This window comes from Okeania sp. KiyG1, from assembly GCF_014132355.1.
In the GTDB taxonomy this organism is placed as follows: Bacteria; Cyanobacteriota; Cyanobacteriia; order Cyanobacteriales; family Microcoleaceae; genus Okeania.
Window position 1 is genome coordinate 18,294 of sequence record NZ_BLZO01000174.1, and the last position, 21,698, is coordinate 39,991.

The following is a 21,698-nucleotide window of genomic DNA, read 5'->3' on the forward strand; positions in this document are numbered from 1 at the left end:
TTGCTCCATGTTTTGAGATTATTTATATGTTTTTAAGGAAGATTTTGTTAATAAAAATACATATAAACAATTTATTAATAGCCAAGCTGCTATTACCCAAAAATACTGAAATAAACCAAATAAACTAAGTAATTCAGTTATTATTGTTAAAATTATTCCCCATAAAACAATTGCTTTAAAGAAACTATCACCCCAATCATTTTTTTGAGTCAATAATTGAGCAAAAATTAAAACGAAGGATAAGATAGGAAGAACGATCATTTTTAATATTTCAATATTCAAGAAGGAAGAAGGAAGAAGGAAGAAGGCAGAAGGGAAAATTGTTTGAGGTGATAATTCCCATACAATTTTAAGCACCCCCGTTGACGGTAGGGTATTAAACCCATAAGAGATAAAGATAAATATTTTTGAAAAATTCATCTATTTTTTACCAGTAAAAGCTAATCAAAATTAGAACTTTTAGGGTTATTTTCTAATGAATTATCCAAAAAATTACGACGTAATTTTAACTGAATATCTTCTAAAAGCTTACGATTAACTGACATCAAATCAGCAATTAGACCAAAAATAAATAGCTGAAATCCTATTAAAATTAAAATTGCAGCTAAGACTAAACTAGGGACATGAGACCTCGTAGTTCCACTCAAGTATAGAATTAACCAACGTACACATAAAAGGAAACCAAAACTAAAGGGAATAGTCCCTAAAATTGTGAAAAACTTTAGAGGCTGATAAGTCATAAAAATCCGAACGATTGTAAAAATCGATCTTTGGATATAAGCTGGAATACTTTTAACTAATCTAGATGGTCGTAAATAACCATTAGTTCTAATTGGAACAGAAATAATTGTCATTCCTTTTTGCCCAGCTTGGATAATAGTTTCTAGTGTGTAAGTATATTCATTAAAAACATTTAATTGTAGTGCTGCATTACGACTAATAGCACGGAAACCACTAGGAGCATCAGCAATATTTGTTTTACTAGCAATACGGACAACTAAACTACCTATTTTTTGTAAAAATTTCTTCATTGGTGAAAAATGTTTAATCTCTTGAATTGCTCTAGCACCAATTACTATTTCTGCTCTTCCATCTAAAATTGGTTCAATTAGTTTAGGTATATCTGCTGCACAATATTGATTATCAGCATCCGTATTGACAATAATATCAGCTCCATGTTCCAAACAGGCTTCTATTCCTGCCATAAAACCTTTTGCTAATCCTTGATTGTATTCAAAATTAACAATATGATCGACTCCAGACGCTTTAGCTACTTCTACGGTTTTGTCAATACTACCATCATTAATAATCAACCATTCTATCTGATCTATACCAGCAAGTTGTCGAGGTAATTCAATCAGAGTCATTCCTAAAGTAGCTTCTTCGTTATAACAGGGGATTTGTATAATTAGTTTAGTCATTAATCTTTTTGCTGTTTTTTTTCAAGTTCTTTAATTTGAGTGCGAGGTCATTTCAGTTATCAGTTATCAGTTATCAGTTATCAGTTATCAGTACCGACCACTAAAGCTGGAGGCTTGAAAATACTGAATTGAAAATTTTTCATCCCCTTAAAAGGGGACGCTTTAGACCTCATTTTGTAGTAATTTGATAAATAGGCTGGGGAGATGAGGAAATGGAACATTTTTTTATACCGAACCCGAGCGGATTTGATATTAACAGAACTTACGCAAAGACGATATATATATAGCGCATAGTAAATAGAGCGATTGCTAGTTAAATTTTGATGCGATCGCTCCCAATTTTAGTAGCTAAAGTTTCCTTTGAAGATGTTTTCTGATTAACCATAGGTAGATAATTATCCCTCCTACTATCGCGACTAACACGACTAAAGCTTTTTTAAATAAACTTTGATAGACATATAAAACTAACCGAATATTGCTGAGAAAATTTAGTTCTCCCATTGACTCAGTATTTTGAATAGCTAAAGTTTCTTTGGTCTTTCCATTATCTGTTGTTAACTTGAATATTTCCAAACTGGCTGAACCAAAGCTGTAGATAGTCCTATCATTAACATAGTTTGGTGAAAAAACAATTGGCTTTCCTGATGAAGGCACATTGCCTATTCTTGATACGGGTAATGAACCATCTGCAATTTGTTTAAATGATTGCCCTCCATCTTCACTTTTGTATAACCCAAGACCTAGCACACCCAACACAAGTGTTTGATCGTTTTCATAGTTTGGTGAAATAGCAATAGCTTCCAACTCAGGGGAGTCAGTACCTAATCCAGGTATAGTGAGTTGCTGGTTCCAAGTTTTTCCTCCGTCTTGTGATTGAAAAAGACCTCGACCCCTGGTACTAACAAATAAAGTTTGATCCTGTGCAAAGCCTGGAGAAATAACTATCTGCATTTTTCCTGCTTCTGCTAAAGCTGTATTTTCACTTATTGCTTCCCAGTTTTTCCCCGCGTCGGTACTCTTGTAGATTCCCTTCTCTCCAGTGACATAGATAGTACGATCGCTAGCAAAATTAGGGGACAAAGCAATAGACGGACCAGTGTTGCCTTGAAGAGATGGAACCTCACCAACTTTCTGATAGTCTTTACCTCCATTTTGAGACCGATAGACATTACCCTTCTGAGCTAGGATGTAAACAGTCTTATCGTTCGAGAAGTCTGGAGAAACACCTATTGTAAGTCCACGTTCTTCTTTAGGCATAGAAGTAATTGACCAGGAGATACCCCCATCCTGACTTCTTGCTACCTTTGTCCAGAGTAGTGATGCCCATATTGTTTGATCTCGATCGTAGTTTGGAGAAAAAGCCACATCAAAGTAGCGACGAGGATCGTAGTTTGGTGGTAGTGATTCCCACTTTCTAGTAAACCAAGGTTCTTGGAGACCTCTTTCAGCAATCTTCCAAGTTTGACCGCCATCGCTACTGATATTAATGTGGCCAACGTAGTCTACAGTTACCAAAGTTGAATCATTAGAAACTGCCATTGCAACCACTGTACTCCTAAGTATGGTTTCTAAGTCTTGCCAATTTTCCCCCCGGTCTTCAGACTTGAAGAGACCATCAAAACCTGCCAGGAAACTCACGCTGCCATCTGTAGAGAACTCCAGTTCAGTAAAGCTAGGTTGCTTCATATCTTCAGCTTGAGGATCAATTATGAGTCCCTGAGTTTTTCCTTGCCATTCTTGGCCATCCCAGTAAAATAACCCAGTATTTGCCGTGGAAACGAACAGTTGTGGTTCATTTTGGGAGTCTGGAATAATTTTGATATCTTTAATAAGCTCATTGGCAATCGGAGTTACCTGTTTTGTCCAAGTTTTGCTTTGGTCAGTGGTTTGAAAAATACCCTGGGTTTCAGTCCCAAGCCACATTGAACCGACTGGTCCACCTAGCATAGGCTCAATAGCAACAATTGGACTATCTAGTGGTAGGCCAGATGCAGAGCGATCGCTAGCTTGCCAAGTTGCTCCACTGTCGCGAGAGACTAAGAGTTCCTTTGTATTGGCAGCAATAACTAATTTGCCATCATTAGAAAAACCCAGAGCTTCAATAGGATTTTTACTTTGGAAGACCTGTTGCCAACTATCCCCAGAATTTTGAGTTAAGTAGAGTCGATCGGATATACTTGCTAGGACAATTTTTGATGAAGTTGGTGAAACAATTATATGGTCTATAGTAAGTTCATCTAAACCTTTACTGGTATTTTGCCAGGTAAGTCCTTTGTCTGATGAGCGATAGATTCCATCTCCAAGTGTTCCCAGAAATGCAAAACCATCATTTTGCTGACTCAACTCCAGATCTGTGATAAACAAACTAGAATAATCTAAACCCTTAGTAATACGCTGCCATGAAACGCCTCCATCAGATGAACGATACAGGTTATTTCTAACAACAATTAATACTGTCTGGTCTTGTTGATAATTTGGTGATACTTCAACGTGTGTGACAACATCATGTGGACGATGCGCCACTGAGATACCCATATTCACAAGTATTGCCATTAGGAAGGCAACTAATACTAATCTGACAAATTGTGTGATTCGGGAAAGGCTTTGAGTCATAAAAATTATCTCCTAACTAATTGGACTTACACAAGTTATAGAACATAACAGTGGGACAATTGCCTCCTCATAGTCTTCTAATTTATTTTTAACATCACCTCAAATATAAGCATTTGCATGACCAGGGTCTATCTCTTGGGAAAAATCATATCATTATGTCATTTATGATCTTAAAAACTTAGTAAACCTTACTAGCATTTTCTAAATAAGATATTATATAAAAAATTTTGATTTCTGTGAAATATGAATAATTTAATCCAGAAAATACGTCAATCTATCCGAGTTCTTAAAAATGACATGATTTATAAGTATTATGACTTGAGAATCAATCAAGTTGAAGATCCATACCGAGCAATGTTCAGAACTGAACCATACAAGTTCGTTTTTATTCTCAGCCATATGCGTTCTGGTTCTTCATTACTAGCTAATATATTAAGTTCTCATACAGAAATCTTAGGATATGGTGAAACTCACATTCAATATGCCTCTGAATTGGATTTGAATAAATTAGTATTTAAAGTGTATCGTAAAACCCAAAATATTCGCAGGTTACAAGACTTAAAGAATTTGAGAATGAATCATAAATATATTCTGGATAAAGCTTTACATAACAAAAACTTTTTATATGAAGAATTGTTAAATTCGGAAAATTTATATAGTATATTTCTGATCAGAGATCCAGAGAGAACAATAGCTAGTATTCTCGATCTCAAGCCACACTGGAGTGAAGAAAAAGCATTAACTTATTATTTAAATCGCTTATCCACTTTAGAAAAATATGCAAAGTTAATTAATAATAAAGAACGTACTTTGATAATTTCCTACGATCAACTTCTGAATCAGACGGACTTAGTTTTTGATGCTTTAAAAAAAGTTCTTGGAACACAATCAGAATTTTCGGAGGAATACAAAGTAACGAATAAAACAGGAAGACCCGGAATAGGTGATTCTAAAGAGAATATCAAAGCAGGTCGTATTGTCAGAAACCCTAGAAAATTAGAACAAAAAATAACTCCGACATCAATTGCAGAAGGGATTAAACAGTTTGAAAATTGTGCTTTAACACTTTCTGAGTATTGTAGCTTTGTGAAAAATCTCAACTAATACCGTTTCTCAAACTTGAGTAGGGGAGTAGGGAGTGGGGGAGTGGGGGAGTGGGGGAGAAGCAAAAATAAGAATAATTAACATTAACTTAGCTGAAATTAGCATGCAAAGTGATTTTGTTTGTACCGATAAGTTGACAACTGAAGTACTGCCCAAGTATAGCAATAATGCATGGGAATTGGTATGAAAACATCAATAATTAACACGCTCCTAGCTAATAATTATCAAAAAGGTTATTCAACCTGTGTTAATTAATTGCTTAATAATTGAAGTTTTTATAGCATTAATGCCTGGTCATTTCAGTTATCAGTTATCAGTTATCAGTTATCAGTATAAGCTCTTCAGAACATGAGTAAAAAAAATTATGGGAATACTTGTTGAAAAAGAGGCAAAAAATAAGATTTAACTTACATTCCGCACTTCAAAACCTAGTATATAAAAATAAATAGTCAAATACGAAAGCTGTCGAATTGACGACGTACAGTCAGGAGGGAGTAGTGGTCGCCAATAGCTCGAAATAAATTAATTATTTGTACTTAATATTTTCCTGATAATTTGACTCTTACCGAATAATTAATAATTAATAATTAATAATTAATAATTAAATAATTCGCGCCTTGAAGCCTCCCCTTGATCGGGGAAATAAGCGGTTGAGGGATGGCGAGGTCCCCTCGCCATATCCAATCAACCAAGAGAAGAAATAATATTTCCTTATATTCAATTCCGTAACGGTTAAAACCCGAGGTAATTATCAATTATCCATTATCAATTATCAATTAATGAAAAAGGCCAATAAAGATAATTTACGCGATATAAATACTTAGAGAATAGCCAGTTTTTGTGCTTTGTGCTACTTTTTTTGTTACAAATTGACTTGCGGAATGTGGGATTTAAAAATATGACGCTTTTTCCACCACCTGTTGTGAGTAGGATAATAATTGTTGCAGCCTTGATTTTCTTTCTCTGTAGTAGTTTACGCCACGCCTTATTTTATTCTACTGGTTTTGACTTAGGCATTTATGACCAAGTTACATACTTGATTAGTCAAGGAGAATCTCCCATTTCTTCTTTTTTGGGCTATCACCATCTGGGAAATCATGCTGCTTGGGCAGTCTATCCTCTGGGATTATTTTATCTGATTTATCCTAATGTACACTGGCTACTTTTGGCACAAGCTATATGTTTGGCCTTGGGAGCTTGGCCTACTTGGTGTTTGGCCAAACAGGCGGGTTTAAATCAAGGACAAGCAGTAGCGATCGCTATTTCCTATCTCTTTTACCCAGTTGTTTTCAATATTAATTTATTTGATTTTCACCCAGAAGTTATGGCATTGCCTGCTATTTTAGCTGCTATTTTAGCTGCTAGACTGCAACGTATTTTCTGGTTTTGTCTGGCAATTATTTGGGTGTTAGGTTGCAAGGCAGTTTTATCATTAACTGTAGTTTTTATGGGTGTTTGGTTACTAACTTTTGAAAGGCGAAAGTTTTGTGGTTTAGTTGCTTTTTGTTTAGGTATTTTTTGGTTTGTGCTTGTCACTCAAGGAATTATTCCTTTTTTCAGTGGTGAAGAGGTAGCTGGAGTAGGACGTTATAGTTATCTGGGAGATTCTGTTGTGGGAATTATGATTAATATTTTGCTACAACCAGGGGTAGTGTTAGGGAAGATATTATCTTTTGAGACTATCAAATATATTTGTCTGTTATTTTTACCTGTAATTTGGGGAATATTTCCTCTACTTCAGACAAACCAGGTTATTTTGCCTCATCTTATCCCTCTTATTCCAACTATTCCCACAATTATTTTGAATGTGTTGTCTGAAGTATCGTTTCAAAGAAGTTTAAATTATCAATATTCGTTGCCAGCGATCGCTTTTTTATTATTAGCAGTAATTTCTTGTTTAGCAGCAGCTTCAAAAACTGAAGAAAATAACATTTCATTAGATTTATCTTGGAAAAGAGAGTTAGAAATTCCCAAATTTAATCTGAGATTATCAGTACCAAATTTTCAAGCTCCTAAAATGATTGTTTTGTGGTCTGTTTTAATGTTTTTATTGCTTGGCAATGTAGCAGATTTATTTTTATATTGGCAGAGTTTGGATACTTGGCAAGCAACAAAAAATGCAATTACTTATGTCAAAACTGAAGGAGGAGTACTTACAGATAATAGATTAGCACCCCATTTTACTCATCGTTCAACAGTAAAATTATTAAATCAAACAGAGCCAGATAATTTAGATGAATTTGATTATGTAGTTCTGAATTTACGTCATCCCTGGCCGGATACTGAGGAAGCTGGTATTATTCTTTCTCAAAATCTCCAAAATAACCAAGAATGGGAATTAAGTTATCAGGAGAATGATGTATTGGTATTTGGAAGAAGAAAGAAGGAATTAAGAATTGATAATTGATAACTAGGGGTTGCTGATTAAATATCACAGCTCTTTCAGGTAAATATTTTAGTTTTTTTAGGTCGAAACTAAAGTGCAAGCTTTGAAGTCTCTCAGGTTAAAAAAAATTAGCATTTTGAGTTGACTATGACAGAAAAATAGCTCATACAATTATTCCTACTACCTCCTCTGTAATTCCTATTTATCCTGATCAAGAAATAAGGTCTCAAGCTTCCCCTTTCAAGGGAAAAAAAATATCTGATTCAGTATTTTAAGCCTCCTACTTAAGTAGGAGGTACTGATAACTGAAATGACCCCTACCCTTACGAAAAGACTTGATTCAGCAAACCCTAATTAGAGATAGTTTTCATTATTCATTATCCATTATCAATTATCAATTATTTCTTTGGCTTTTCTAAATTCAATAATTTTTTGATACAAGCTTTCGTGGGTTTCATGTTCAAATAGTTTATCTTTGAATTCAAGATAATCTCCTGCCCCTAAATTACAAGCCGCAACAAATTGGAAAAATTTTAAGGGTTCTAAATGATCTTTAAGAATTAAAAGTGCTTCTTGAATCACTTCTTTTTCGTTAGTTGTTCTAGTTGTCATAAGATACCTCAGTGATAAAATCAATAGGATCAACAGTTTTAATGGTTGATAAAGTTTGACAGCGGTTAATCAATCTTCGGTCGCAAGTTATAAAGTAATCACTTTGTGAAGCTTCAGCACAAGCCACATGATAAGAATCAAGTAATTTAATTCCCTGATTTTGTAGTTGTTTAGCTCGTTTTTCTTCTGATTGTTCCATTTTTTGATAAATGGTTGCTAAAGTCAAAAAGTTTGTGATTTTTTCTTGTCTGGTTAGATCGGAATTAAATATATTTTCATATTCTATCGGTTCTGAGTTAACTAATTCAATCTCTCGATTTTTAATCATCCCTAAAATTAACAAAACTGCTTCAGTTTCTAAGGCTATTTTATTCTGTGTTTGGTCATCAAAAGGACGATTATAAACACTGGTATCTAAATAAACCCTAATCACATCATGCTACCTCCTGAATTAAGTTAGCATTTATTTTTTCTTATTTATGCTAACATTATCTAAAATTTTTGGGGTTAGATTAGTCATTTGGTCAGTAAAGGAGGTTTAACACTAGAATAACTGGCTGTGTTGATGGAGTTTAGGCTAGTTGGGATATGGTCAACTGGTTTTTGTCAATTTTAGCTATTTTGTAAAGTTTTAATAAAGTAATTAGTTATAAAAAATATAAATATAGTATATACTTAAGCTCGTAATTTATCGTTAAGTTCTTTATCAAGAAGGAGACTTTTATATTATGAGTAAACTGAGAAATTTATTGGTTGGATTTTTGCTAGCAGCCGGGACTATTGTTTTTTTTCACGGTGCTGCTTCTGCTCAAACTATGACTTGCAAAGAAGCTGTTGATTACATACAAAATCGCATTTCGTCGCTACAAAGTTTAATTTTTACTCAGGACTCAAGTCAGTTGGGTGGAGGATCCAGGTTTACAAGAGGGCAACTAAGTGATTTTTTGCAGGAAGCTACATAACATATTTTCTTGATAAACATCCTGAATGTAACGAACAAGCAGAGCGAGCATATCTTCGTCAAAAAATTGACAACGCATACTACTTTCTCAAGAATTGATAAATAAATAGGGCGTTGGTAAATCAAGAGATAAAACTTTAAAATTAATCTGTTTCTAATACCTCTAAATATTTAACCAGAGTAAGTGATTGGTATCACCCCTAGTAGAAAATAATCCCACCAATTACCAATTCCATAAATTGCTTTTAGAGACTATTTATACATTTATAAAGTCTTTAGGAGAACGCGATATACTGCCCGCTAAAAATGATAATTCTCAAACGATTAAAATCTGATATTCTACTTCAAATAACTATCATTGCTGCCATAATTTTATTTATTTCTAGCAGTGTCCGTCATTTATTATTTCAATCTAGCGCTTTTGAAATGGGAATTTATGACCAAGTTACTTATTTAATAAGTCAAGGTTTACCCCCTATTTCTTCCTTCTTAGAAGTACATCATTTAGGAAATCATGCTGCTTGGTCAATGTATCCTGTGGCATTACTTTATAAAATTTATCCTTCCGTCTATTGGTTATTACTAATACAAGCCATTTGTTTAGCAATAGGAACAATTCCTACCTGGAGTTTAGCACGTCATGCTGGCTTAAATAAAAAACTTGCTTTTGCTATGGCAATAGTTTATTTATCATACCCAGTAGTATTCAATCTCAATTTATTTGATTTTCATCCAGAAGTAATGGCATTGCCAGCAATGTTAGGAGCAATTTTAGCAGCAAAATTAGATAAAACTCTTTGGTTTTGTGTGGCTATTATTTGGGTTTTAGGTTGCAAAGGTGCTTTATCTTTACCTGTAGCAGGAATGGGTTTTTGGTTATATTTCTATGAAAAAAAGCGACTGTGCGGAGCAATAGCTTTGTTTGCTGGTACAGTTTGGTTTATTATTGCTACTCAAGCACTGATACCTTATTTTAGAGATGGTCAACCACCAGGAGGAGTCGGACGTTATCGATATTTAGGAAGCTCCATACAAGAAATTTTACTGAATATGTTTTTAAGACCCGAACTGGTGCTTGGCAAATTAATTTCACTGAAAACTCTAGAATATTTACTATTACTAAATCTGCCTGTAATTTGGTGGCTTGCTCCTAAATATTTAACTCCTTTAATAGCAGCATCTCCCGTTTTTGCGATGAATATTCTCTCTAAAATTGATGCTCAACGAGACTTAATTCATCAGTATTCTTTGCCAATATTACCTTTCTTATTAATGGCTGTAATTTATACTATTGCTGATGGAAAATGTGGTTTATGGTATTGGCTGTGGAATTTACGCCGACCTCAAACAGATAAAGCTGAAAATATATCTACAATAGTTGGCGATCGCTTACCAAAATTTATTATTATTTGGTCTTGCATTGGATTTTTAGCTTTGGCTAAATATGGGTATTTTTGGTCTATTTATTTAGATTATCTAGATACTTGGCAAGCAGCACGAGAAGCAGTTGCTTTAGTTGATACAAAAGGTGGTGTTTTTACTACTTCTGAAATTACGCCTCATTTAACTCATCGTCAGTTCATTAAGTTAATTGTTGAAGAAGATGAATTACCAAAAACTGAAGCATTAGTTGAGTATGATTATATTTTGGTAAATGTACGTCATCCAGGGTGGAAAAGTAGTCAAGAATATTCACAGAAATTAGTAGATAAACTCAAAGTTAATTCAGAATTTCAGCTTAGTTACGAACGGGATGATGTCTATTTATTTGAAATTAAATAATCAATCATCAATATTTGAAAAGCAGGTCTGGCGTAAGCATTCAGCGGTCAGCATTCAGCTATGAGTTATTAACTCACGACCGCATCGAAGGAGGAATGAGTCTCCAAGGAGTGAAATATGTTTGCTTCCGCATTCGGACTGAAAGAAAAAAGCGATCAGCTAACCTGAGTAAGTTATTACATTCATACATCTGAATGCGAGCGCATGACAAACGGAAATGCTGTTTGCGGAGAATTCCGTAGGAAATCCTAATAGCTGTTTGCGCAGAATTCCACAGGAAACGCTTACGGTCTGGCAACAAGAAAATTAGTGATCGTTATCAACACCATTAGTCATGTTTGAATCAGTTATACCATTTTGAAAAAAGAATGTTACGAATAATAAGCGTGATTAAAAGACTTTAAAGGGAGATGTCCCTTTGATAAAAAAGAGTATTTCCTAGCTCAAAAATGGTATTGAAGCCATTCCCATACGACTCCTGACTCCTGAATTCCCCTCCTGGGAGCAGGGCTAATTATTTGTCGTCAGAGAATATTTACAACCCTATATTTTTTTGAGATCCTGTGCTTCCCACACTCCCCACCTCCTCCTTTTTTCTCTGGTGAAAATAAATTGACCTCCACCGGAGGGGTTAGGGGTGAGTCCCCATCTCCCCACCTATATATATATATCAGGACTTACGCAAATTCACCTTGAAAACGCTATATGTAGAGGCGAATGGCATTAGTCCTGTATATAACAAGTATTCAACCAGATTTGAGATCAAACCCGCCATCAAATTCACCAGTAATTTTCTAGATCAGCGTGGGAGTCTCAAACCCCATATGAAAAATAGGACTTAGGCAAAAGCACTAGATATAGTAGATAAAAACTATAGCACTATGGTATATATGACATTTTTATCGAAAAAATGCGTAAGTCCTGAAAAATCAAAACACAGATCACAATTTGGTTACAACAGTGTTGCCAAATTTTTTATATAATCAGTATTACTCAGGATAGCTACATTAGGTAGGGTACAAACTCCAGTTTACTGAAAGCAGTTTTAACTTAAGTAGACGACAAAATTCTTTTGGGTGAGGGAATAGGGGGCAGGAGAATACTTTGGCCACTGTAGTCTATCTATATTGAAAACCGCTATCAGGATTTTTTATATCAAAGACAAAAGAAATTTATATTAATCTCATAGACATCTGGCGAGCATCAAAAATCAAATCAACTACCCCACAAAAATTATCAATTCTTTCCCCCTACTCCCTATGGGTGGAGCAGATGTCTCATCAATATTAATATCATCTCCCCTTGAATAATTATCAAATCAGGGAATAGGAAGCACCGTAACTGGGATAATAGGGATATAAGAGGATAGGTTTTTTCCAAATTGCTATGCTCCAAACTTAATATCAGTACTAACACCAGTTTTATGAAGCAAATATAAAGCAAAAAGTTCCGTATTTTCTACCTAGTAACGTCATAAGTCTTCAGTAATAATAAGGATGTCAAAACAAACAAAGCTTGTTAAGACAACAACCAATAACTTACTCAGGAGATATCAACAATGACTACTAACTACCTCAAGCAAATTACACTCGCTACTATCGGAACTGGTTGTATTGCTCTGGGTGTCGCCACTGAAGCTCAAGCTGCTGCACTTTCAGGTACTTTAGAAGTTTCTGGTCTTCAGTTTAATGGAGATGAAATCAGAATCGAGCTTGAGGATATGATGTATCTAGGAACAGGAGATTTTCTAGCTCCGGCCTTCTCTATGGGTACTGTTAGTACTGAGAGTTTCTCAAATGTTTCTACTATGAATCCCATCGATCATTTTTTCACTTCTGAATCAGGAGATGATGAATACAGTTTCACCCTCACATCAGCAATAAAAGTAGATGACCCAACAAACGTCGAATATAACTTTGCTGGAACTGTTGAAGATGAAGAAGGGCATATTACCCACTGGACAGGTTTGTTCCTAGCTGCACATGGAGATCAAGCTTCTTGGTCAGTTTCCCTAGAGACAAAAAGAGTACCAGAACCTTCCACAATGATTGGTTTACTAGGAATAACTACATTAGGTCTAACTACTTTACGCAAAGCAAAACGAGGATAATTAACTCTGAAGCGACTTTCTACAATTGAGTGCACAACTCCAGAAATTCAGGAACGAGAATAGGGGGAAAAGGTAGAAACATGATCCAATCTCCCCATATCTCTATCTATAACTTTAACTATATAAATAACTATCAAATGGGTTCTATATCTATACATGGTGAATCTATTGATTATTTCTACTCCCTGGCGTTGCTAATTTATAATTATTCAATCGGACATGATATTACCACTCCAACGAGGTTTGTTTAGAACTTCGAGCTGCAGCTGCTTTAGTGATTGACCGTATCGCTGGAAAATTATCAGAAAAAAATACCACAGTGTTTGTTGAGAGCGGAGGAGTTCAACAAATATGATGGGAGTAATTGGAGACGAGTTGCTAGTTTGATTTACGCCCATCCTATTCCCTGGAGTAAACTTCTTCAAGGTAACAAAGCCCCTTTAGGGAACCCTCATTCATTTAATTTTTCTACAGTTTTTTTCCTACGCCAAAATATTTGCTACATATCCCTTCGCTATTTGAATTGCACTAGCTCCTATTTGATGTTCTCCACCATACATATACATATAGAACCCATTTAGTATCAAAATTGAGGCGATACTGCTGAGGCGAAGCTGCGCGAACGCCAGTCTCTGAAGCATGAGCCGTACAAAACAAAGATTGATCAGAAAATTAGGTCTCAAGCCTCCCATTGGCGGAGCCGCGAGCTACCGCTCTACAAGGGGATGAAAAAGCGGTCGTAGCGCAGCTTCCCGGAGGGTGGGATGGCTCCGAAACCTCGCCATATCCATCAGACCAAGAGAAAATCAACTTCAATATTTCAATTCACTTTACTTTAGGCAGAGGTACTGATAACTGATAACTGTTAACGCAGTTCTGACCATAGGAGGCGTGCCTGATAACTGATAACTGATAACTGATAACTGAAATGACCTTGGCCGTGGCATTTTCGAGAGTTCTTTTTCTGCGGAATGCTGCCAGGGTCATGTTTATTTATTGGAAATTCAAAAGCGTTTCAGTCCCGAATAATCAGCTTTTTTCCTTTGCCATGCTGCTGTAATATCATCTCCCCTTGAATAATTATGAAATCAGGGAATAGGAACACCGTAACTGGGATAATAGGGATATAATCAGGATAGGGGACTTGCAAATCCAGACTTGATATCAGTACTAACACCAGTTTTATGAAGCAAATATAAAGTAAAAAGTTCCGTATTTTCTACCTAGTAACGTCATAAGTATTCAGTAATAATAAGGATGTCAAAACAAACAAAGCTTGTTAAGACAACAACCAATAACTTACTCAGGAGATATCAACAATGACTACTAACTACCTCAAGCAAATTACACTCGCTACTATCGGAACTGGTTGTATTGCTCTGGGTGTCGCCACTGAAGCTCAAGCTGCTGCACTTTCAGGTACTTTAGAAGTTTCTGGTCTTCAGTTTAATGGAGATGAAATCAGAATCGAACTTGAGGATATGATGTATGGAGGAACAGGAAGTTTTAACGCTCCGGCCTTCTCTATGGGTACTGTTAGTACTGAGAGTTTCTCAAGTGTTTCTACTATGAATCCCATCGATCATTTTTTCACTTCTGAATCAGGAGGTATAGACTACAGTTTCACCCTCACATCAGCAATAGAAGTAGATGACCCAACAAACGTAGAATATAACTTTGCTGGAACTGTTGAAGATGAAGAAGGGCATATTACCCACTGGACAGGTTTGTTCCTAGCTGCACATGGAGATCAAGCTTCTTGGTCAGTTTCCCTAGAGACAAAAAGAGTACCAGAACCTTCCACAATGATTGGTTTACTAGGAATAACTACATTAGGTCTAACTACTTTACGCAAAGCAAAACGAGGATAATTAACTCTGAAGCGACTTTCTACAATTGAGTGCACAACTCCAGAAATTCAGGAACGAGAATAGGGGGAAAAGGTAGAAACATGATCCAATCTCCCCATATCTCTATCTATAACTTTAACTATATAAATAACTATCAAATGGGTTCTATATCTATACATGGTGAATCTATTGATTCTGTCTACTCCCTGGCGTTGCTAATTTATAATTATTCAATCGGAGATGATATTACCACTCCAACGAAGTTTATTTAGAACTTCGAGCTGCAGCTGCTTTAGTGATTGACCGTATCGCTGGAAAATTATCAGAAAAAAATACCACAGTGTTTGTTGAGAGCGGAGGAGTTCAACAAATATGATGGGAGTAATTGGAGACGAGTTGCTAGTTTGATTTACGCCCATCCTATTCCCTGGAGTAAACTTCTTCAAGGTAACAAAGCCCCTTTAGGGAACCCTCATTCATTTAATTTTTCTACAGTTTTTTTCCTACGCCAAAATATTTGCTACATATCCCTTCGCTATTTGAATTGCACTAGCTCCTATTTGATGTTCTCCACCATACATATACATATAGAACCCATTTAGTATCAAAATTGAGGCGATACTGCTGAGGCGAAGCTGCGCGAACGCCAATCTCTGAAGCATGAGCCGTACAAAACAAAGATTGACCAAAAAATTAGGTCTCAAGCCTCCCATTGGCGGAGCGACGAGCTACCGCTCTACAAGGGGATGAAAAAAAATCAACTTCAATACTTCAATCCCAATACTTTAGGCAGAGGTACTGATAACTGATAACTGTTAACGCAGTTCTGACCATAGGAGGCGTGCCTGATAACTGATAACTGATAACTGATAACTGAAATGACCTTGGCCGTGGCATTTTCGAGAGTTCTTTTTCTGCGGAATGCTGCCGGGGTCATGTTTATTTATTGGAAATTCAAAAGCGTTTCAGTCCCGAATAATCAGCTTTTTTCCTTTGCCATGCTGCTGTAATATCATCTCCCCTTGAATAATTATGAAATCAGGGAATAGGGAACACCGTAACTGGGATAATAGGGATATAATCAGGATAGGGGGCTTGCAAATCCAGACTTAATATCAGTACTAACACCAGTTTTATGAAGCAAATATAAAGTAAAAAGTTCCGTATTTTCTACCTAGTAACGTCATAAGTATTCAGTAATAATAAGGATGTCAAAACAAACAAAGCTTGTTAAGACAACAACCAATAACTTACTCAGGAGATATCAACAATGACTACTAACTACCTCAAGCAAATTACACTCGCTACTATCGGAACTGGTTGTATTGCTCTGGGTGTCGCCACTGAAGCTCAAGCTGCTGCACTTTCAGGTACTTTAGAAGTTTCTGGTCTTCAGTTTAATGGAGATGAAATCAGAATCGAGCTTGAGGATATGATGTATCTAGGAACAGGAGATTTTCTAGCTCCGGCCTTCTCTATGGGTACTGTTAGTACTGAGAGTTTCTCAAGTGTTTCTACTATGAATCCCATCGATCATTTTTTCACTTCTGAATCAGGAGGTATAGACTACAGTTTCACCCTCACATCAGCAATAGAAGTAGATGACCCAACAAACGTAGAATATAACTTTGCTGGAACTGTTGAAGATGAAGAAGGGCATATTACCCACTGGACAGGTTTGTTCCTAGCTGCACATGGAGATCAAGCTTCTTGGTCAGTTTCCCTAGAGACAAAAAGAGTACCAGAACCTTCCACAATGATTGGTTTACTAGGAATAACTACATTAGGTCTAACTACTTTACGCAAAGCAAAACGAGGATAATTAACTCTGAAGCGACTTTCTACAATTGAGTGCACAACTCCAGAAATTCAGGAACGAGAATAGGGGGAAAAGGTAGAAACATGATCCAATCTCCCCATATCTCCATCTATAACTTTAACTTTAACTATATAAATAACTATCAAAAGGGTTCTATATCTATACATGGTGAATCTATTGATTCTGTCTACTCCCTGGCGTTGCTAATTTATAATTATTCAATCGGAGATGATATTACCAGTTCAATGAGGTTTGTTTAGAACTTCGAGTGGTAAAGTAATTAATATCGATACCAATAACAGTCTTCAAATTATTAGCAATAAATTCCCATAGGTATTTACTGCCGTTTGTGTAGGATGACCTAGGATGAGTTTGTACCAATTCACTTTAAGGATGTCACAAATAGTTTCAAACTACATAAGTGAAACAATTTCTTGAAATTACTGTAGTGTCAAAGTTTTGAGCCTATAAAATCTAATTTTTTACTTTTAACTGTCTTGAGTGCGTCTTATATTCTGGAGGGGCTGTGTGCGGAATTACTTCCGCACTTTATACGCCCCGTAGGAAACCTCAGAATTACGCACTCGCTTTTGACTTTTAACTTCCGCGAAATACTTTGGAAACTAAACCCCTACCATTTAATTCAGCAATTCGATCGCTCGTCCCTTCAACGCCTCAGCCGTGATACCATTAAAAGCCATCACCTGACCAGCACTAGAAGCAGTCTCACCCCGACGCCAAGCAAAAGTATCCCGCTTAACCTGACTCCGTAACATAATTGGTTCCAACATCAAACTCGCGCCACCAGTCACCCCGATCAACGCATCACCACCGAATAACTTTTCAAAGCCAGCATCATCTAAAAATCCGCCATCAGCTTCAGAGCAACTATCCCAACCTGTATCCTGGGGACGATACAAACGCCGGGGGTTAATTACAGAAACTATCCGCACGCCAACACCTCCAGCTTCCAGAGCAGCAGCAGCCTCAAATACTGGAATTAATGGCATATCTCCCACCACTGCAAACACAACAGTTTTATCCCCGGCAACCTCAGACAAAACAACAGCACCATCCTGCAACCCTTGTCTTGTCTGTTCAAAAGTAGTCCGAATAGGTAACGGTGACTTACTCGCAGTAATAGTCACACCCTTATTCTTAGTAGTCAAAGCCCAATCATAACAAACTTGAATACTATTAGCATCGGGCGGAAACAGTGCGAATACATTACCATTGCGCATCATCGCTGCAAAGTAAGCCTCAATTTCCGGGCGTTGATGCGTCCAACCATTGCGCCCCTGCTCCAATGCACCCGCAGTAAATAATGTAATTGTTGAAGGAGTGACGTGACGTAACTCTGCCATTGCTTGAGTAACAGTCTGCCAAATAGGTACGCCGTTAATAGCAAAAGATTCATAAGAACACCAAACTGTACGCGCTCCCATTAATGCCAGACCTGCAGCCATACCAGCACAAGCATCTTCGCTCAAAGGTTCATAAACCTGACCTTTCGGACCTTGGAAATAAAGGTCGTCAGAGGTGGGGTGAATAATTTTCAACGCCTGATTGACATTATTAATACCCGATGCAGCATTACCGTCAGCATTTGTGAGCAAGAAATTAGGGTCTTTTTGCCCGACGTGAGCTATTAATGCTCCCATTGCAGTTGTGGCAACTTTCTTTTCTCCATCAACAGCAAATTCTTCTAAAGGTAGTTTTCCTAAATCTGACAATGGGTATTCAAATTCAGTCACAACTGTTTTAGAAGCAGGACCCCCACCAGCACGTTCGCAATTTTTCCGGACTAATTCCCAACCTGCTACTGGTAAAGCACGTTCTTTGAGAGCATCGATCATGTGGGGACTGTCGAGAGTATCTTTAGGATAGAGGTTATGAGATTTTGAACCTCTAGCATGAACCCCTGTACCCTTAAGTTGTTTGATAATAAAAATGGTGAGTTTGCCACCGAGAGCAGATTTTGCAGCTTTATCCACATTTTCTAATACAGCTTTTGTGAATTCTAGACGCTTTTCAAAAGAGAAAGCACTGCTATCTATATAATCTCCTGCTTGGTTTTTGTCGTCGAAGTCTTTAGCATCTACCAGTATTACTTCCGCGAAACCGTTGCCTTTCCAATAGGCAATCATTTCTTCATTGGTTTTGGTAGATACCATACTGTGGTGTTCTTGACTGTAGCCATTCCACACTAATACTGGTAAAAAGTTGGTAACATCAGGATAAGCAGTATTGAAATGTGCCATGCTACTGACAGGATAAGGTTCTCCCATACCACCATCTCCCATAGTAAATGGAAATAGAGTGTCGCGGTGTAATAATGCTGCTGCCATGGCGAAGTGTTGCCCTTGACCCAGTGGCCCGGCAGGGTTTAAAAGTCCTGGGATGCAGCCAGATAAGTGTCCGAGAAGTCCATGCATTTCCCGGAAGCGATCGCGCATTTGCTGTACTGTGGAAATTTCCATGTCTTCTAGGGAGCGGTCTAGAAATGCAGCGCTATAAAAACCGGGGGCATGGTGCCCGACTTCTGTCATAATATTTTTGTAGCCTAACATTACCAGTGCTGCATAAGCTTCAGCTTGACTAGCAAAACCACCTGGGTGTCCTGATGCTTTGCTGCCTGTAACTTGTAGCATGAGGTAACGGAGAGCATCAGCATAGAGGAGGGTTTGATATACGCCAGCAGGGTCGCTTGGTGAGGCGATCGCTTTACTTCCTTCTGCTATTGCTGGAGTATTACCGTGGGTCTCAAAATCAGGCCAAGCTTCTCCAAAATATTGGATACCTTCGCAAAAATCTGGAACTGTTGTTGGTTTTGGCGTTGTTGCAGTCATAGAAATTTATCTGTAATTTTATCTCTCTAATTTTCAGTTAACAATAATTTAACATCTACGGGGATCGATGTTAATTTCTTTACTTTGCATAGTAATAAGCTCTAGCAATGTTTATCAACTTATATCTAAATTGAAAAAACTTAACAGTTCAAGTCATTAGAAAATCAAAAAGATAACTAGATAAGAATATGACTACAACTCAACTATCAATGCCAAAAGCTCCTACTCTCATTCAACTCCTACAATGGGTGGTTCACTTATTGACATTTTTTTATAAATGTGGTTAAGAATATGACTATGTATTTCAGGTTCAGCTTGATGGTTTGTCAGTATTCTTGAGTCAATCCCAGGCCATTATTAATTGTTTAAAAATAGTCTCTAAAAGAAAATTGCTTTTCAAGGATTTTTGGCCTCAACAACAAAATTGCGAGATATAGCACTACATAATTAGGGCGCGGACAATATTAAATGCTGAAAGTAAGTCAGAGATGACTTTTGACTTTTGACTTTTGACTTCTAACTTGCCCGTAGCGAGATACACCGTTCTTAGAAACCTATGATTATCTATATAAATCTATGATTATCTATAAATAATCTGTTCTATTCCTGTTTCTACCTGGCAACGTCGGCGTTATCCAGTCCACAGGCTGTCACGGGCAAACTGCCCGCCATAGCTAAATTTAATGCGGCATTCAAGTCTCGGTCGCAGCTAAAATTGCAGTGTTCGCAATTGAATACTCTTTCAGATAAAGACAGAGACTCTTTAATCTGACCACACCTACTGCAAGTCTTAGAGCTAGGAAACCATCTATCAACAACGATTAACTTAGAGCCGTATAGTTGACACTTATACTGTAACTGTCTTCTGAACTCATAAAAACCCATGTCAGCAACAGCCTTGTAGGGGCGAACGGCCGTTCGCCCCTACTTGTGATTGGCCATCATTCCTGATACATTAAGGTCTTCTATTACTATAATGCCGTGGTTTTTGGCTAAGTAAGTAGTTAGTTTATGCAATGTATCTTTCCTAATGTCAGCTATTCTGTTGTGTAGTCTCGCTATTTTTAGCTGTGCTTTTTTCCAGTTATTAGAAAACTTGACTTTATGTCGATTCAAGTATTGTAACCTAGAAAGTTTAGCTTCTAACTTTCTATAGGATTTAGCTCCTGGAAATACTTCACCAGTGGATAATGTAGCTAGAGATTTTATACCTAAATCTACACCAACTACATCTACAGATTTCTCAGTAATTTGAGTTTCTTTCTCTCTAGAATTGAAACTGATAAACCATCTATCAGATACCCTACTAATAGTTACTGACTTGGGATTAATATTGTCTGGCAATATTTCATAAGTTTTAATCCATCCAATTCTTGGTAATTTAATTTGATTAAAACCTACTGATATGGAACCATCTAGAGTAAAACTATCATCTTTACCTTTTTTCTTAAATCTAGGTTGACCAGACACTTTGGTAAAACAACGTTTCCAAGCTAGAGATAAATATCTCAAAGCATATTGAGGCGATGTTTTAGACACTTCATAGTACCAAAAGTTTTTAGGTTTAACCATTGCTACTAAAAGTTTATGCAGGTCAATTGCAGTAGGAAATTTAAGTTTACTATCAGGATTATGAGAATTGTGAGCAAGGATATTTCTAGTCAGCCATAATCCCCAATTCCAGGCGTGACGGGCTACACCAGCGTGTTTAGCTAGTAATGTTTTTTGTTTGTTTGTGGGGTGTAGTTCACTTTTGAATCCAAGTAACATAAAACAGATAATCCCAGATTTTAAGAGATAATACCATATTTTAGCCAACAGTTACAAACCTAATACTTTTATATTATTTTTGGGTGCATTTCCTCACAAACAAATATCCGAAGGATATAATGAATTTAGGTTTTAAAATTGACGTAGGTTTGCCAGAAATTAGACCTGTGAACCTACACTTTTTCTTTATGCTTACGTTTCAGGAAAGTTGTGCCTAAAGCACTTAGGGCTAATAAACCAAGTATAGAAGCAGGTTCAGGAACTGAAGTTACTACCTTCCCATCTCTTACCGAAAACTTATACCTTCCTAACACATTACTATTAAGGCTGTTACTAACTAATGCACTACTCCCTCCATCAATGAAAGCTCCATTAACTCCAGATCCAGGTAACTCAAAAATGTCCCTGGGTCGCCAGTACC

At 36.8% G+C, this 21,698-nt stretch carries 15 protein-coding genes; 6 read left to right on the forward strand and 9 right to left on the reverse strand.

Annotated elements, in window-relative coordinates; all coding sequences use genetic code 11:
- Nucleotides 1–18 precede the first annotated feature (18 nt).
- From SAGCYANO_RS38415 to SAGCYANO_RS38425, 3 genes are all read right to left on the reverse strand, one after another.
- The gene (locus SAGCYANO_RS38415; RefSeq protein WP_202224834.1) at nt 19–420 is read right to left on the reverse strand and encodes a hypothetical protein; all 402 of its coding nucleotides are present in this window, start codon (nt 418–420) and stop codon (nt 19–21) included.
- 20 nt (nt 421–440) lie between these two features.
- Nucleotides 441–1,421, reverse strand: a complete 981-nt coding sequence (locus SAGCYANO_RS38420; RefSeq protein ID WP_202224835.1) for a glycosyltransferase family 2 protein — start codon at nt 1,419–1,421, stop codon at nt 441–443.
- A 348-nt stretch (nt 1,422–1,769) separates the two neighbouring features.
- The gene (locus SAGCYANO_RS38425) at nt 1,770–4,034 is read right to left on the reverse strand and encodes a YCF48-related protein (protein WP_202224836.1); all 2,265 of its coding nucleotides are present in this window, start codon (nt 4,032–4,034) and stop codon (nt 1,770–1,772) included.
- Nucleotides 4,035–4,331: 297 nt separating this feature from the next.
- Between SAGCYANO_RS38425 and SAGCYANO_RS38430 the strand changes: the two genes are divergently transcribed.
- On the forward strand, nt 4,332–5,138 hold the full coding sequence (locus tag SAGCYANO_RS38430) for a sulfotransferase (RefSeq protein WP_237397098.1): 807 nt from the start codon (nt 4,332–4,334) through the stop codon (nt 5,136–5,138).
- 859 nt (nt 5,139–5,997) lie between these two features.
- On the forward strand, nt 5,998–7,545 hold the full coding sequence (locus tag SAGCYANO_RS38435) for a DUF2079 domain-containing protein (protein WP_237397099.1): 1,548 nt from the start codon (nt 5,998–6,000) through the stop codon (nt 7,543–7,545).
- Nucleotides 7,546–7,911: 366 nt separating this feature from the next.
- Here the strand turns inward: SAGCYANO_RS38435 and SAGCYANO_RS38440 are convergent, their stop codons facing one another.
- Entirely contained in the window at nt 7,912–8,136 is a 225-nt protein-coding gene (locus SAGCYANO_RS38440) for a hypothetical protein (protein WP_202224839.1), read from the reverse strand.
- A complete protein-coding gene (locus SAGCYANO_RS38445; RefSeq protein WP_237397100.1) occupies nt 8,126–8,569 on the reverse strand; it encodes a PIN domain-containing protein in 444 nt (147 codons plus the stop codon). Before SAGCYANO_RS38445 ends, SAGCYANO_RS38440 begins: the two co-directional genes overlap by 11 nt.
- An 834-nt stretch (nt 8,570–9,403) precedes the next feature.
- On the opposite strand from SAGCYANO_RS38445, the gene SAGCYANO_RS38450 reads away from it, so the two are divergent.
- The 4 genes from SAGCYANO_RS38450 to SAGCYANO_RS38475 all read left to right on the forward strand — a co-directional run bounded on the left by SAGCYANO_RS38450 (nt 9,404) and on the right by SAGCYANO_RS38475 (nt 16,661).
- Nucleotides 9,404–10,879, forward strand: coding sequence for a DUF2079 domain-containing protein (locus SAGCYANO_RS38450; RefSeq protein WP_202224840.1), 1,476 nt, complete (start codon nt 9,404–9,406; stop codon nt 10,877–10,879).
- A 1,558-nt stretch (nt 10,880–12,437) separates the two neighbouring features.
- On the forward strand, nt 12,438–12,989 hold the full coding sequence (locus SAGCYANO_RS38455; RefSeq protein ID WP_202224841.1) for a PEP-CTERM sorting domain-containing protein: 552 nt from the start codon (nt 12,438–12,440) through the stop codon (nt 12,987–12,989).
- Between the two features lie 1,319 nt (nt 12,990–14,308).
- Nucleotides 14,309–14,860 carry a PEP-CTERM sorting domain-containing protein gene (locus SAGCYANO_RS38465; protein WP_202224843.1) on the forward strand — a complete coding sequence of 184 codons (552 nt, stop codon included), beginning with the start codon at nt 14,309–14,311 and terminating at the stop codon, nt 14,858–14,860.
- Between the two features lie 1,249 nt (nt 14,861–16,109).
- Nucleotides 16,110–16,661, forward strand: coding sequence for a PEP-CTERM sorting domain-containing protein (locus SAGCYANO_RS38475; RefSeq protein WP_202224845.1), 552 nt, complete (start codon nt 16,110–16,112; stop codon nt 16,659–16,661).
- Nucleotides 16,662–17,296: 635 nt separating this feature from the next.
- On the opposite strand, the gene SAGCYANO_RS38480 is transcribed toward SAGCYANO_RS38475, so the two are convergent.
- From SAGCYANO_RS38480 to SAGCYANO_RS38490, 4 genes are all read right to left on the reverse strand, one after another.
- On the reverse strand, nt 17,297–19,507 hold the full coding sequence (locus tag SAGCYANO_RS38480) for a phosphoketolase (RefSeq protein ID WP_202224846.1): 2,211 nt from the start codon (nt 19,505–19,507) through the stop codon (nt 17,297–17,299).
- Between the two features lie 612 nt (nt 19,508–20,119).
- Nucleotides 20,120–20,392 (reverse strand): transposase, encoded by a 273-nt coding sequence (locus SAGCYANO_RS46670; protein WP_237397101.1) that lies wholly within the window; start codon nt 20,390–20,392, stop codon nt 20,120–20,122.
- Nucleotides 20,393–20,431: 39 nt separating this feature from the next.
- Nucleotides 20,432–21,277: a transposase gene (locus SAGCYANO_RS38485; RefSeq protein ID WP_237397102.1), complete on the reverse strand. Its 846-nt coding sequence runs from the start codon at nt 21,275–21,277 to the stop codon at nt 20,432–20,434.
- Nucleotides 21,278–21,450: 173 nt separating this feature from the next.
- Nucleotides 21,451–21,698, reverse strand: a 248-nt coding sequence (locus SAGCYANO_RS38490) for a PEP-CTERM sorting domain-containing protein (protein ID WP_202224847.1), incomplete at its 5' end; no start/stop codon positions are given.

Coding starts and splice junctions, on each gene's coding strand:
- SAGCYANO_RS46670 (WP_237397101.1), bottom strand. CDS start 20,392: ATGGGTTTTTATGAGTTCAGAAGACAGTTACAGTATAAGTGTCAACTA.
- SAGCYANO_RS38450 (WP_202224840.1), top strand. CDS start 9,404: ATGATAATTCTCAAACGATTAAAATCTGATATTCTACTTCAAATAACT.
- SAGCYANO_RS38440 (WP_202224839.1), bottom strand. CDS start 8,136: ATGACAACTAGAACAACTAACGAAAAAGAAGTGATTCAAGAAGCACTT.
- SAGCYANO_RS38425 (WP_202224836.1), bottom strand. CDS start 4,034: ATGACTCAAAGCCTTTCCCGAATCACACAATTTGTCAGATTAGTATTA.
- SAGCYANO_RS38420 (WP_202224835.1), bottom strand. CDS start 1,421: ATGACTAAACTAATTATACAAATCCCCTGTTATAACGAAGAAGCTACT.
- SAGCYANO_RS38465 (WP_202224843.1), top strand. CDS start 14,309: ATGACTACTAACTACCTCAAGCAAATTACACTCGCTACTATCGGAACT.
- SAGCYANO_RS38485 (WP_237397102.1), bottom strand. CDS start 21,277: ATGTTACTTGGATTCAAAAGTGAACTACACCCCACAAACAAACAAAAA.
- SAGCYANO_RS38480 (WP_202224846.1), bottom strand. CDS start 19,507: ATGACTGCAACAACGCCAAAACCAACAACAGTTCCAGATTTTTGCGAA.
- SAGCYANO_RS38455 (WP_202224841.1), top strand. CDS start 12,438: ATGACTACTAACTACCTCAAGCAAATTACACTCGCTACTATCGGAACT.
- SAGCYANO_RS38475 (WP_202224845.1), top strand. CDS start 16,110: ATGACTACTAACTACCTCAAGCAAATTACACTCGCTACTATCGGAACT.
- SAGCYANO_RS38430 (WP_237397098.1), top strand. CDS start 4,332: ATGATTTATAAGTATTATGACTTGAGAATCAATCAAGTTGAAGATCCA.
- SAGCYANO_RS38415 (WP_202224834.1), bottom strand. CDS start 420: ATGAATTTTTCAAAAATATTTATCTTTATCTCTTATGGGTTTAATACC.